The organism is Paenibacillus sp. FSL R5-0407 (assembly GCF_038009185.1).
Taxonomy (GTDB): domain Bacteria; phylum Bacillota; class Bacilli; order Paenibacillales; family Paenibacillaceae; genus Fontibacillus; species Fontibacillus vini.
The window spans coordinates 1,473,619-1,486,392 of sequence record NZ_JBBPAX010000001.1 but is presented as its reverse complement, the minus strand read 5'-3'; the positions used below and the strand labels follow the sequence as shown (position 1 = coordinate 1,486,392).

Sequence of the window (12,774 nt, the reverse complement as noted above, 5' to 3'; positions counted from 1 at the left end):
CTCAGGATCGCTAAAGTTGTCGTTCCACTGCCGGTTTCCAGCACCACCGGCTCTCTGGGAGCTTCCGGACGACTTTGTTTCCTTCACAGTATTTTGCGAAATCTAATTTTTCATAATGTATCATGCGGCGTCAGAGGTGTCAATACTATTTCGTCCGATCGGTTTCGGGCGCAGGGAGCGGCCTTGAATCCGACCGGTTTTTTGGGTATGATTTTATTAATGTCGAATTTGCTCATTTCCGGACGAGCCGGGTATTTTTTTGCCCTTGGCTAACTGATTGACTTATTGACTTGTATTTCTATTACAATAGACAGGGTTTGACAAAATTATGAAAAAATTCAAATTCGGCAAAGTGAAGATCCAGAGAGTGGATCCCGCTCAGATTGATGACCGTTTGCTATTGATCAATCTTTATTTTACTCAAGGTTTAGCTTTGTTTATTGGACTGATTATTCTCTTTTTTCAAAAAAGAAATCCGCTTACCGTGCTGAAATTTCCGCAGACCCCGGAATTCCTTTATTGGGGAGTAGGGCTTGCGGGGTGCATGCTGGTCATTGACTTGCTGCTTTCAAAAATCGTCCTTGAGGAAGCTTTGGATGATGGGGGAATCAATACCAAGCTGTTCCAAGCCCGCCCCGTGTGGCATATCGTTTTGATCGCTTTCGTTGTGTCGATTTGTGAAGAACTTTTGTTTCGCGGAGCGATTCAGCACGGTCTGGGACCTTACTGGACCAGCATCCTGTTTGCCGTGATCCATATCCGTTATCTGAAGCACTGGATCCCGACGGGCTGGGTGTTTGCCAGCAGTTATGGCCTTGGATTTATCTACGTACAGACAGGGACGCTTTGGGCCCCGATCGTCTGTCATTTTCTCATCGACCTCATCTCAGGACTAGCTATCAAATATCGGAGGGAAACATGAACGAAAGGCTGAGCAGATCGGAGCGGCATGCTCGAAACCGCAGCTCCGCTAATGGGACGCGTAAAAGGACGCGCCGAACCGAGGCGTCCGAAACGCTTGAGCGTAAAGCATCGGGGACATCCTATGTTGAAATGGCGGTGTCTTCAGAAACCGCACCAATTATCAGTGATACCGAATATTTCACGGAAGGCAATGAATCTGACGTAAGCGAACTGCCGACGAGAAAAGAGATGTTCCCTTCCCAGCGTATCAAAATTACCAGATGGTTTTACAATTCGTTATTGTACATATTCATCGCGATCATGATTTATTTGCTGTGGTGGGGGATCAGTGACTCTCCTTGGGGAGAAAGCCATGGTCTCTAATCCGGGGTTGCGCTTGATTTGCAAATCGGATATACTGTGAAAAATTTAAAATTCTTAAAATGCCGATGATGAGCATCCAACTCGGAGGCGTTTTCGCCAAGAAAATCAAACCGAATTTTCTAAGTTTACCGGCCCGCCCGTTATCGCGGATCCAAAGTGATTGCAGCCGTATGCGCTGCAATAAGTTGGGTGGCACCGCGAGCAGAGCGCTCCTCGTCCCAAGGATGAGGGCGCTCTTTGTGTTTTTTTAAGAAAAGGAGCGGTGGTAATGCTTGATATTCGGTGGATTCGCGAAAACGCGACACAAGTACAGGAAGCGGCCGATGCAAAAAGGTTGAACCTGTCGGTGGAGGAACTTTTAACGTGGGATGAACGTCGGCGTCAGCTGTTGCAGGAATCGGAGGAGTTACGAAGACGGAGAAATGAAGGGTCGAAGGAGGTAGCTATAGCGGCCCAAGCTGGCGAATTGTCCAAGATGGAGAGCATGAAAGTATCGCTGAAGGAATTGAACGGGCAATTGGAAGAAGTGGATAAGGAATTACAAACCGCGGAATTGGAATTCAACCGGTTGATGCTGCTTGTTCCGAATGTACCTTCGGCCGATACTCCGGCTGGGGCAAGCGATGCCGACAATGTGGAGATCCGGAGAGAGGGGGATCTGCCGGTATGGAATTTTTCGCCTAGAGATCATGTGGAGCTTGGCGCGCTGCACGGAATGATTGATATTCCCCGAGGGGTAAAGGTGGCTGGCAGCCGCAGCTACTATTTGAAAGGACCGGGCTTGCTCCTTCATCGGGCCGTACAGCAGCTTGCACTTGATCTGCTGCTTGATGCGGGTTTCACCCCGCTTGAGGTGCCTTTGCTCATGAAAGAGGAGCAAATGATTAATACGGGGTATTTTCCATCGGGGAGGGACCAGGCCTACTCGGTAGATAATGAAGGAGCATGGTTGGCTGGAACAGCGGAGGTGCCGCTTGTATCGTATTACGGGGACGAAATTCTAGATGTGAAGGAGCCGATCAGATTGGCAGCCGTGTCGACCTGCTTCCGTAATGAAGTCGGTTCGGCGGGACGGGATGTTCGGGGATTATACCGGGTTCATCAGTTTTCTAAAGTAGAAATGGTAGTGATTTGTGAGCCGAACGATGCCGTCTCGGATTCGCTGCATCGCGAAATTACCGGCCATGCGGAGCGGCTACTCTCGCTGCTTGAGCTGCCTTATCGGGTGATGGCTGTCTGCGCCGGCGACATGTCGCCTAAGACGTTCAAACAGTATGATATTGAAACCTGGATGCCCAGCCGGGGCGATTTCGGGGAGACCCACTCGTCTTCGAACCTGCATAGCTTCCAGGCGCGTAGATCCAATATCCGCTGTCGTGATGCAGATGGACGGCTTGTATTCTGCCATACCCTCAACAATACGGCGGTAGCGTCGCCGCGCATCCTGATTCCGCTGCTGGAGAATCATCAGCAAGAGGATGGGTCGATCTATATCCCGGAGGCGCTTCGTAAATATTTGGGCGGAAGAGAGTTGTTGGTTCCCGGTCTTGTTGAAGCAAGGAACGACTGACTTCTAAAGAGATTCAAACCCAGGGGACCTCAAGCGCAGCGCTTGGATGGATCAACACGGAACTGAAGTACAAGAATTTCAGGATTCGTGCTGGATGCAAATAACTGTAAAACTTACAGTTATTATCCGATAGAAAGGCAAATTGAGTGAATTAACTGTAAAACCTCCAGCTATTCAGCCCCATTTCCCGATGTAACAGGGATAGCGGCTAATTAACTGGAGGTTTTACATCTATTTTTGAATTTTGAATAAATTACGTGAAATTAACTATAGAAAATCCAGTTATTTGAAGAACATGGCCTTTCATTATTTAGCCGTTTCCGGTTTTTCAGAAATGGTGCGCGGGTCCACGAAACTGTAGCCTTTGGCTTCCAGCTTGGTCAGGAGCTCATCGAGTGCCTCAACGGTCCAAGGAAGCTCGTGCATCAGTATATTGCTGCCGGCATGCAATTGATCCATGACGTTCTGGATCACTGCATCCGGCTTGTTTTTATTTTTGGAATCCCAATCAAGAGAGCCGTTGGACCAGGTCATGTAGATCATGTCATTCTCTTCGACGATTTGATGCAGCTTGTCGTTCCCCGAGCCGAATGGCGGACGGAAAAAACGGGGTTTCTCGCCGATCGTTTCCTCGACAATGTTTTGAACGTCTTCGACTTGCTTCCGGGCGCTGGCTTCCGTTTCCTTTTTTAGATCGATGTGATCCCAGCTATGATTCCCGATGATTTGACCGCGGTCATGGATCAGCTGCAAAAGTTCGGGCTTCGATTTGACGCGGTAGCCGTTGACGAAGAAGATCGCTTTGGCGTTGTGCTTATCCAAGGTATCGATAAGACCGTCGATCATTTCTTGTTCTTTTGGTCCGTCGTCAAAGGTCAGCAGCACCACTTTCTTCTCGGTGCCCTCTTCATTGGGAACCACATTGTAGGCTTTGTTGATATGGTAGAGGTTTGCCGGCTGTTCTTGCCCATTTTGCTCGTCATCCTTGTTTTGCCCGTCGGTTCCTGCCGGATCGGTGCCATTCTCAGGTTCTTGCTCAGCCTCCAGATTTTGTCCGGTTTCCGATTCAGGTGACGTTGTCGAAGTGCCTCCGGACGGAAGGGCAGCGTTGGATTCGGTTGCAGAGGGAGTCGGTTCCGGGGTTTCCTGTTTTTGGCCGCAGGCGCTTAGCAGCAGGCATGCGGCTGCAAACAACACCAATTTTTTGCTGATCAAGTGGATCATCTCGCTTTCCTGTATTTATGCAGTATGAGTTTGTTTTAAAGTGCGAATAAAGTGGAGATACTAGTAATTTGTGAGTCGGAAGAGAGAATTGTTCCCCAGGGATGGATAAGTTAATTGCCCGTTCCCGGATTATCAGAAATGGTACGCGGATCCACGAAACTGTAGCCTTCAGCTTCCAGTTTGGTCAGGAGCTCATCAAGTCCCTCCACGGTCCAAGGGAGTTCGTGCATAAGTATGTTACTGCCGGGATGCATCTGATCCATGATGTTCTGGATCACAGCTTCCGGCTTGTTATTCTTGGGATCCCAATCAAGCGAGTCGTTGGACCAGGTCGTGTAGATCATGTCGTTCTCTCCGACGATTTGTTGCAGCGTGTCGTTCACCGAGCCGAATGGCGGACGGAAAAACCGGGGTTTTTCACCGATCGTATCTTCGACGATGTTCTGTACGTCCTCGATCTGCTTACGGACGCTGTCTTCCGTTTCTATATTTAGATCGATGTGGTCCCAGCTATGATTCCCGATGATTTGACCGCGGTCATGGATCAGCTTCAAGAGTTCGGGCTTCTCTTTGACTCGGTAGCCATTGACAAAAAATATAGCTTTGGCGTTGTGCTTGTCCAATGTATCGATAAGGTCGTCGATCATTTCTTTTTCCTTTGGACCGTCGTCAAACGTCAAAAGCACCACTTTCTTCTCGGCGCCCTCTTCAAGGGGAACTACATTGTTGGTATGGTCGATATAGTAAAGGTTGGCCGGCTGCTCTTGCCCATTTTGTTTGTCATTGTTGTTTTGATCGTTGGGTCCTGCTGGATCGGTTCCATTCTCCTGATTTTGACCGGTTCCGAGTCCGTTGACGTTGCCGAGGTGCCTCCGGAAGGAGCGGCAGCATTGGATTCAGTTGCGGAGGGAGTCGGTTCCGGTGTTTCCTGTTTTTGGCCGCATGCACTTAGCAGCAGGCATACGGCTGCAAACAGCAGAACTTTTTTGCTGATCAACTTTATCATCTCGCTTTCCTGTATTTATTCCGCATGAGTTTGTTTCATTGCGCGAACACTACAATTGATTCTAACATATCCAAGGAGGTTGTTTAGGTGAAATCTTCCTCATTTTTATGCGGTGTATTGTTTGGTGCCGTAGCCGCCGTCTGGGCATCGCGCCGCAAAGGTGGTCTGATGTCCATGATAAACGGAGCGGGGTCCGTTCTGAAGACGCACGAGACGAACTCGAATTCATCGCAACCCAAAACGTCGCAGGCCGCCACAGGCCAGGATAAGATCGGTGCCGCTGCAACGGCCCAGGTGCATCCCAGTCCGGTTTCTTCGACCCATGAGAATCATTCGAAGGAATACAATCTGAAGCAGATTACTGATTTTATTAAAGGCAATCCGGATGTCCGCCGCGAGGTCGACGCCATATTGAAGGAAACTCATTCCACAATCCCCGGTTTGTAATCCTTGCCCTGCATGAATCATTTTCGGTTTCTCTTTAGGGGAACCGGAAGTGATTCTTTTTTTGACTATTTTATTACGTGCATTTACCGAAAATAAATGATAACATACTTACAAAGAACCATTTCCAGCACACATTAGAGCAGGTTTCATAATCTGTTATAACAAGGTATGGAGAGGAGGATCCTGTATGAGGATTGAGAGACTTGGCCAGGATAAAATACGGATTTTCCTCACGTTTGACGATCTAAGCGAACGCGGTATTCAAAAAGAGGATATGTGGCAGGAAATTCCGAAAGTCCACGACCTGTTCACCGAGATGATGGACCAGGCATATAACGAAGTGGGCTTTGATGCAACTGGACCTCTTGCAGTGGAAGTGTTCGCCCTTCCTGCCCAGGGAATGGTCGTCATCGTTACACGAGGCAAATACGATCACCATCATTTTGGGGTCGGATCGCCATATGAGGATGAACTGCCCGAAGAAGTATATGAAATGGAAGTGACGCTGGAGCAGAGCGATACAATTCTCTACTCTTTCGATGATTTTGAAGTATTGATCGAAGCGGCTCACGTTCTGCGGCATATGCATGATGAAGCCGGCAGACTGTATAAATATAACGGGAAATGGGTTCTGAGGCTGGAACCTGACGAGCTTGACGAAGGGAAGATCCCGGCTTTGATTGCCGTTTTGGCCGAATTCGGCGAGGCAACCTCGGTTACCCCGGCTATGCTGGACGAATACGGAGAGGTAATCATGGCCGAGAATGCGATCGACGTCATCTGCAGCCATTTTAAACGTCAGGATTAATGTCATTCCATGAAAATAGGGATGGCATACAACATGGGAGATAAGGGACGGTCGGATGACTGTAAGGGGGGATAACCGTTGCTCTTTTTCTCGATTGCCACGGCAGCGGTTGCTCCCGGTATCGCGCTTTTGACCTACTTTTATCTGAAGGACAAGTATGATGCCGAACCGCTCTCTATGGTCATTAAAGTTTTTTTGCTTGGTTTCTTGATTGTATTGCCGGTTATGATCGTGCAGCGTGGATTAGCCCTTTGGCTCGGTGACGGTCCATTGATATCGGCTTTCGGTATTTCAGCCGGTGTCGAGGAGTCGTTAAAATGGTTCGTATTGTTCCATATGATTTATAATCATACGGAATTCGACGAGCCATACGACGGAATCGTCTACGCCGCAGCGATTTCGCTAGGTTTTGCAACCGTTGAGAATGTGATTTTCGCCCTGGCGAGTCATGCTTCGATCGGGACGATGCTCGTACGCGCCTTGCTCCCGGTTTCGGGGCATGCGATGTTCGGTGTCATGATGGGCTACTACCTGGGTCGTGCCAAGTTTTCAACGGGCAGGAAGAGCCGAAAGTTTTTGCTGTACTCACTGTTGCTCCCCTTGTTTTGGCATGGGGTATACGACTGGATTCTTGAGAACGTATCGCTGTACTGGATCTGGTATATCATTCCGCTGATGGCCTTTTTATGGTATGGAGGTATCGGTAAGATGTACAGGGCTAACAATCGTTCGCCTTTCCGGATTACAGAGGCGAGAGGGCAAGATTAAAGTTGTCTTAAAGAGGGCATCCTTATTTTAGAAGCAAGGCTACGGGCCGCTGTTCTGGAAGGGGTGCCTTTTTGGTGCGGGTAAAAGTGAAAATCATCTGTAAAAATTGCGGGGAACGTTTTATTCTCCGGGGGAAAAAAGAAAAGGGGCAGGTCGATACGGGCTTTAAGCAGTGCATCTGCGACAATCGTCATCGGTTTGATATTGAGGAGGAGGCGCTGTAATAAACGGCGACCTCCTCTTCTTGTTTATTAACTGCACGCTCTGAATGCATAAACCTTCTATCTTCTTGTCAAACTATCCTCAGACAGTTGAAGAAGGGAGTGCGTTTAAGGATGTATAAACGATTGAGTGCTATTTTATTTCCGATCGCCGCGATTCTATTGATCGGTTCGCTGGTCTGGGGTTATCAGGAGAACCAGGAGAAAAACGCGATTTTGATTAAAGCGGAGAACCAATACCAACGGGCGTTCCATGATCTGTCGTACCACGTGGACAGGCTTCATAGCGAACTCGGCAATACGCTTGCCGTCCATTCCGCTTCTACAGGGGCCCATCGCAAGGGACTCGTCAACGTTTGGAGAATTACGAGCGAAGCTCAAAATGAAATTAACCAGCTGCCGCTGACATTGCTGCCTTTCAACAAGACCGAGGAATTCTTATCGAGAATCTCCAAGTTTTCTTACCAGACTGGGGTTCGTGATTTGACGAAAGAGCCGCTTTCGGATGGAGAGGTTAAAAATCTGAAAGAACTGTACAAAAGCTCCGCCCAAATTTCAAAGGATCTTCAGGCCGTTCAGAACAAGGTTATCAATAACCGCTTGCGGTGGATGGACGTAGAGACCGCACTGGCGAGCGAAAAAGAGCCGCGGGACAATACGATCATCGACGGTTTTAAAACCGTGGACAAAAAAGTGAGCGAATATCCGGAACTGGACTGGGGACCGTCGGTTTCCAGCATGTACAACAAACGCTCGGTAAAAAAGCTGGGCGGAACTCCGGTCACCGTGGATAATGTCAAAGCTGATGCTGCACGTTTTACGGGTCATAACGATCATGGAGCCATTAAAGTGGTGGAAAACGGCCGCGGAACGGAATGGGCTTCATTTACGGCTCAAGTTCATGGAAATCAGGGGGATGTTAAGACTCTCGATTTCACAAAGAACGGAGGTCATTTGATCTCTTACTCCGACAGCCGGACGATCGGGCCGAAATCCGTGAACGTCGCAGCAGCGAGAGGACAAGCGGAGAAATTCCTGAAAGATAAAGGCTTCCAGGATATGACGCCGGTTACGTATGACGAGTATGACAATATCGGGACCTTTACCTTTGTAAGTAAACAGGGTGATATCCTGATCTATCCCGAGAAGATTACCGTCCGGGTAGCGTTAGATAACGGCCAGGTATCAGGCATGCAAGCCAGCGACTACGTTTACGAGCGCGAGAATCGGGAGACTCCGGCAAAACCGAAATTGACGCTGGAACAGGCACGTAAGTTTTTGAACTCGGATTACAAAGAGAAATACCACCGTCTTGCGCAAATCGAAAACGATATGTCGGAGAAAGTGACGACTTACGAATTCGGAGGGTCGATCAACGGCTCGGATTACAAAATTTTCATCAATGCCGAGACCGGCGGCGAAGAGACGATTGAAGAAATTCGCAATGCCCGTCAGGCTGCGCCTGCACGATCATAAGCCAAGAAGGGGAACATCCGCTGTCGGATGCTCTCCTTTTTGTATTTTTCGACCCCGATTAAAAATCTCGCTCCAAAGTCTCGCCCTCATGATATAATTGTTCAATATGCAGCAAGATTTCATTAAGGGGTGGGTGGGAAAGTTGTTGCCTAAAGTAAACGATCTGGTCTATATCCAAGTCGCCTCTGCGGATAATAAGGAAACGGATAAAGAATGCAAGTCCCGAATTGCCGATGTCGAGGAAGAGTTTTTTCTGATCGAGATGCCGATCGAAATCGGAAGCGGGCGAATCAAGCGACTGTTTGTCGGGGACGAGCTCTCTGTTTATTTCTTGACTGATGCCGGTGTAAAAAATTATTTCAATACATATGTGCTTGGGTCCGTTGACGATGTCGTGCAACTGATCCGGATCCGCAAGCCGGAGCCGGAATCGATTACCAAGATCCAGCGCCGGAATTTTTTGCGTGTCGTCGCTGAATTGGAAATTGCCGTAAAGTTGAAGGACAATACCCGTTTTGTGGCGCATACCGACGATGTCGGCGGTGGCGGGGTTTCTTTTTTGTGTGACGGCAAATATAAATTGACTCAAGGGGATCAGTTGTTTTGCTGGCTGTTGATACCATATAAGAACGGTTCAATCGAGCATGCGCCCTTTGAAGCGGAAGTGGTCAGGACTAAAATGCTGGAGACCGGGCGAATGTTGGTTATGTTGAAATTCGCCAGCATTTCGGATATGGAGCGGCAGAAAATTATCCGCTATTGCTTCGAACGCCAATTCGACTTCCGGAACCGGTAATTTTTTATTTAAGAAAGGAAGCGTATTTCCTTCATTTGGATATGCTATGAATGCAGACTATAGCGATCGAATGATGGAGGGCTTCCATGCATAAAGGCGAAGAGGAACAAGACTATACGGCGCTGTTCATAAGCTTCTCGCAACAAGCCGAATTATGGATGAGGCGATTGCTGATCTGTCTCATTATAGCCCTATGTCTATTCCAGGCGGCGTTGACGATACCGGGTTTTCGGCACTTGCTTTCTTCGGCTGAGAAGTTTGAAGGAGTGCCCGTTCAGCGGCTTGATCGTCACTAGTAAACAATTCCAATGTACTCAACGCTTTTGCATCCATTTGCTATGTGTGGTATAATTTTCACGTCGCAGGCAATGCCTGCTTTTTTCTTGAGACCGTGTTTTGAGGAGGAATGCCCTTTTGGCAAGCGGAGCGTCATCATCTTATGGCAAGATCAACATCGCGATTGACGGGCCTGCCGGGGCAGGCAAAAGCACCATAGCCCGCCGGGTTGCCGGCTTGCTGTCTTATGTATACGTCGACACCGGTGCGATGTACCGTGCGGCGACCTGGTATTTTAATCAATTGGGGATTGAACCTGAAGATGAAGAAAAAGTGCTTCAAACTTTACCCAATCTGGTTATTGAATTAATACCAGGAGAGAATGGACAGCGGGTACGGGTCAATGGTCAAGAAGCGACGGAAGAAATTCGTTCCTTGGCGGTCAATGCCAAAGTATCCCGATATGCGCAAATCGAGGGGCTGCGCAACAGGCTTGTCTCTCTTCAGCGGCAAATGGCTTTGCGTAAAGGCGTCGTGATGGATGGACGCGATATCGGCACTACGGTTCTTCCGGATGCTGAAGTCAAGATATTCATGACAGCCAGCGTCGAAGAACGGGCGCGGCGGCGCTACAAGGAAATGAAGGAACAGAATCAGATTACAATGGAGCAACTCATTGCGGATATGTCCGAACGGGACCGGCTGGATCAGGAAAGGGAAATTTCCCCGCTGCGCCAGGCAGAGGATGCCGTATTGCTGGATACCACGAACATGACGCTGGAAGAAGTTGTCGAATCCATCGTTTCCATGTGCAGAACTTTTGTGAGAGAGAGAGAACTGGGATGATCTACGGTTTTTGCAGAGGCGCGCTTCGCCTCATCTACAAACTGCTGTTCCGTTTGGAGGCAAGCGGTTTGGAACATATCCCCGCAGAAGGGGGCGTTCTGCTCTGTTCCAACCATATCAGCTTATTGGACCCGCCTACTATAGGCATATTGCTGAAGCGCAAGGTCCATTTTATGGCGAAAAAGGAACTGTTCGATATTTTCGGATTCGGCTGGCTTATCAAGCAGCTGGGAGCATTTCCCGTCAAACGTGGCGGCGTAAGCAAGGAATCGATTAAAACCTCCCTGTTGCTGCTCCGCGAAGGACATGTAATGGGAATTTTCCCGGAAGGCACCCGGAACAAGGGTGAAGACGAAGGGGTCGGCAAGAGGGGTGCGGCAACTTTTGCGCTCCGAAGCGATGCGGCCGTTATTCCGGTAGCTATCATTGGAAATTATAAGCTTTTTAGAAAAATGAGAGTGGTTTACGGAGCTCCTGTCGACCTGACGGTTTTTAAGGAAGAAAAGGGCCCGGATTCAGCTGAATTGGCAACCGCGGCGATCATGTCCCGGATTGCGGAGCTTAAATCACGAGGATAAGGATGTCTCATGCATGAAGGCAGGGGGCATTTGGAAAGCTAGGATTGAATAGTTTTGAACTTCGCTATCAGCGGGTTTAAATAAATGGGTTTTTCTGAATTGAGGAGGGTATTCACATGTCGGAAGAAACAAAGAATGAATTGGAAGCCGCTGAGGTGGCAAGCCAGGAAGAATTGGAACAAATCGTATCCTTGAAAAAAGGGGACACCGTTAAAGGAACGATCGTCAAAATCGAAGATAACCAGGCTTATGTAAGCATTGGATATAAATACGACGGCGTTATTCCTATTCGCGAGTTGTCCTCTGTCCACCTGGACAGCGCAGCTGATGCCGTTGAGGTTGGTCAAGAAGTGGAAACCAAGGTTGTCAGCATCGACGACGAGAAAGAACGCCTTGTTCTGTCCAAACGTGCGATCGACAGCGAGAACGCTTGGGATGAGTTGCAAAAACGCTTCGACAGCCAAGAAACTTTCGAAGTAACGGTAGCCGACGTAGTTAAAGGCGGAATCGTAGCGGATGTAGGCGTACGCGGATTTATTCCTGCTTCGATGGTTGAACGCCACTTCGTTGAAGATTTCAGCGACTACAAAGGCCGGACTCTTCGCGTTAAAGTGAAGGAAATCGACCGTGAGAACAACAAGGTCATCCTTTCCCAAAAGGATGTACTTGACGAAGAGTTTGAAGCTAACAAGCTTCAAGTAATGGGACAATTGAAAGAAGGCGAAGTTCTCGAAGGTACTGTTCAACGCCTGACTCAATTTGGCGCATTCGTAGACGTAGGCGGAGTAGACGGTTTGGTTCACGTGTCCGAAATCGCGTGGAATCATGTCGATAAGCCTGCTGACGTTCTTTCCGAAGGCGACAAAGTGAAAGTAAAAGTGTTGAAAGTGGATCCTGAGAAAGGCAAAATCAGCCTTAGCATCAAAGCGGCTACTCCAGGTCCTTGGGAAACGGCTGCCGAGCAATTCCACACCGGCGACATCGTGAGCGGCGAAGTGAAGCGTCTTGTCAATTTCGGTGCATTCGTTGAAATCGCACCGGGCGTAGAAGGACTCGTTCATATCTCTCAAATTTCGCATAAACATATTGGCACACCGCATGAAGTGCTGAAAGAAGGTCAATCCGTTCAAGTGAAAGTACTGGATGTGAATCCGGGCGAGAAACGGGTAAGCCTCAGCATCAAGGAAACCGAGGAAGCTCCTGCTCCGACTCCAAGAAGCGAAAAGCCTTCTAAGGGCAGCAGCGTAAGAAAAGAAGATTTGGGAGACAACCCGAATGTTTCGTTGAGCAACCAAGGTCTGAGCATCACGCTGGGCGAACGTTTCGGCGACAAGCTGAGCAAATTGAAATAGTCTTGACATAGGCAGGCTACGGATCGGCGGACCCTTTGAAGCGGGTTCGCCGATTTTTCGTTAGCTTTGTTTTATTCATGGCACCGTTAGCCAATTGATCTTTTTTTTGCTATGATGTT

The 12,774-nt window shown here is 48.6% G+C and carries 16 protein-coding genes; 14 read left to right on the top strand and 2 right to left on the bottom strand.

Going from position 1 to position 12,774, the window contains the following annotated elements; genetic code table 11:
• The first annotated feature begins 328 nt into the window (after positions 1-328).
• From NYE70_RS07265 to serS, 3 genes are all read left to right on the top strand, one after another.
• Positions 329-922: a CPBP family intramembrane glutamic endopeptidase gene (locus NYE70_RS07265; protein WP_211020915.1), complete on the top strand. Its 594-nt coding sequence runs from the start codon at positions 329-331 to the stop codon at positions 920-922.
• A complete protein-coding gene (locus NYE70_RS07260; protein ID WP_341045539.1) occupies positions 919-1,287 on the top strand; it encodes a hypothetical protein in 369 nt (122 codons plus the stop codon). The genes NYE70_RS07265 and NYE70_RS07260 overlap by 4 nt, the downstream gene beginning before the upstream one ends.
• A 268-nt stretch (positions 1,288-1,555) precedes the next feature.
• Positions 1,556-2,857 carry a serine--tRNA ligase gene (gene serS / locus NYE70_RS07255; RefSeq protein WP_341045538.1) on the top strand — a complete coding sequence of 434 codons (1,302 nt, stop codon included), beginning with the start codon at positions 1,556-1,558 and terminating at the stop codon, positions 2,855-2,857.
• A gap of 306 nt (positions 2,858-3,163) precedes the next feature.
• Here the strand turns inward: serS and NYE70_RS07250 are convergent, their stop codons facing one another.
• A complete protein-coding gene (locus NYE70_RS07250) occupies positions 3,164-4,072 on the bottom strand; it encodes a polysaccharide deacetylase family protein (RefSeq protein ID WP_445323751.1) in 909 nt (302 codons plus the stop codon).
• A 119-nt stretch (positions 4,073-4,191) separates the two neighbouring features.
• On the bottom strand, positions 4,192-4,728 hold the full coding sequence (locus NYE70_RS07245; RefSeq protein WP_445323832.1) for a polysaccharide deacetylase family protein: 537 nt from the start codon (positions 4,726-4,728) through the stop codon (positions 4,192-4,194).
• Between NYE70_RS07245 and NYE70_RS26010 the strand changes: the two genes are divergently transcribed.
• The 11 genes from NYE70_RS26010 (at position 4,621) to rpsA (ending at position 12,655) form a co-directional block, all read left to right on the top strand.
• Complete coding sequence (locus NYE70_RS26010; protein ID WP_445323840.1) at positions 4,621-5,115, top strand: hypothetical protein; 495 nt, start codon at positions 4,621-4,623, stop codon at positions 5,113-5,115. The two genes, NYE70_RS07245 and NYE70_RS26010, sit on opposite strands and share 108 nt — an antisense overlap.
• Positions 5,116-5,174: 59 nt before the next feature.
• Complete coding sequence (locus NYE70_RS07240) at positions 5,175-5,534, top strand: hypothetical protein (RefSeq protein ID WP_341045535.1); 360 nt, start codon at positions 5,175-5,177, stop codon at positions 5,532-5,534.
• Between the two features lie 187 nt (positions 5,535-5,721).
• Positions 5,722-6,342: a genetic competence negative regulator gene (locus NYE70_RS07235; protein ID WP_213654030.1), complete on the top strand. Its 621-nt coding sequence runs from the start codon at positions 5,722-5,724 to the stop codon at positions 6,340-6,342.
• A 78-nt stretch (positions 6,343-6,420) separates the two neighbouring features.
• Positions 6,421-7,110: a glutamic-type intramembrane protease PrsW gene (gene prsW / locus NYE70_RS07230; protein WP_211020908.1), complete on the top strand. Its 690-nt coding sequence runs from the start codon at positions 6,421-6,423 to the stop codon at positions 7,108-7,110.
• 74 nt (positions 7,111-7,184) lie between these two features.
• Positions 7,185-7,334, top strand: a complete 150-nt coding sequence (locus tag NYE70_RS07225) for a hypothetical protein (protein ID WP_213654031.1) — start codon at positions 7,185-7,187, stop codon at positions 7,332-7,334.
• Between the two features lie 111 nt (positions 7,335-7,445).
• Positions 7,446-8,807, top strand: coding sequence for a germination protein YpeB (gene ypeB, locus NYE70_RS07220; protein ID WP_341045534.1), 1,362 nt, complete (start codon positions 7,446-7,448; stop codon positions 8,805-8,807).
• Between the two features lie 142 nt (positions 8,808-8,949).
• Complete coding sequence (locus tag NYE70_RS07215; protein WP_213654032.1) at positions 8,950-9,603, top strand: flagellar brake protein; 654 nt, start codon at positions 8,950-8,952, stop codon at positions 9,601-9,603.
• An 86-nt stretch (positions 9,604-9,689) separates the two neighbouring features.
• Positions 9,690-9,899 (top strand): hypothetical protein, encoded by a 210-nt coding sequence (locus NYE70_RS07210; RefSeq protein WP_341045533.1) that lies wholly within the window; start codon positions 9,690-9,692, stop codon positions 9,897-9,899.
• 118 nt (positions 9,900-10,017) lie between these two features.
• On the top strand, positions 10,018-10,725 hold the full coding sequence (cmk, locus tag NYE70_RS07205) for a (d)CMP kinase (RefSeq protein ID WP_211020904.1): 708 nt from the start codon (positions 10,018-10,020) through the stop codon (positions 10,723-10,725).
• Positions 10,722-11,303, top strand: a complete 582-nt coding sequence (locus tag NYE70_RS07200; protein ID WP_211020903.1) for a lysophospholipid acyltransferase family protein — start codon at positions 10,722-10,724, stop codon at positions 11,301-11,303. Before cmk ends, NYE70_RS07200 begins: the two co-directional genes overlap by 4 nt.
• Positions 11,304-11,419: 116 nt before the next feature.
• Entirely contained in the window at positions 11,420-12,655 is a 1,236-nt protein-coding gene (rpsA, locus tag NYE70_RS07195; RefSeq protein ID WP_211020902.1) for a 30S ribosomal protein S1, read from the top strand.
• Positions 12,656-12,774: the final 119 nt, after the last annotated feature.

Coding starts and splice junctions, on each gene's coding strand:
- NYE70_RS07265 (WP_211020915.1), top strand. CDS start 329: ATGAAAAAATTCAAATTCGGCAAAGTGAAGATCCAGAGAGTGGATCCC.
- NYE70_RS07260 (WP_341045539.1), top strand. CDS start 919: ATGAACGAAAGGCTGAGCAGATCGGAGCGGCATGCTCGAAACCGCAGC.
- serS (WP_341045538.1), top strand. CDS start 1,556: ATGCTTGATATTCGGTGGATTCGCGAAAACGCGACACAAGTACAGGAA.
- NYE70_RS26010 (WP_445323840.1), top strand. CDS start 4,621: ATGGATCAGCTTCAAGAGTTCGGGCTTCTCTTTGACTCGGTAGCCATT.
- NYE70_RS07245 (WP_445323832.1), bottom strand. CDS start 4,728: ATGATCGACGACCTTATCGATACATTGGACAAGCACAACGCCAAAGCT.
- NYE70_RS07235 (WP_213654030.1), top strand. CDS start 5,722: ATGAGGATTGAGAGACTTGGCCAGGATAAAATACGGATTTTCCTCACG.
- ypeB (WP_341045534.1), top strand. CDS start 7,446: ATGTATAAACGATTGAGTGCTATTTTATTTCCGATCGCCGCGATTCTA.
- NYE70_RS07210 (WP_341045533.1), top strand. CDS start 9,690: ATGCATAAAGGCGAAGAGGAACAAGACTATACGGCGCTGTTCATAAGC.
- NYE70_RS07200 (WP_211020903.1), top strand. CDS start 10,722: ATGATCTACGGTTTTTGCAGAGGCGCGCTTCGCCTCATCTACAAACTG.
- rpsA (WP_211020902.1), top strand. CDS start 11,420: ATGTCGGAAGAAACAAAGAATGAATTGGAAGCCGCTGAGGTGGCAAGC.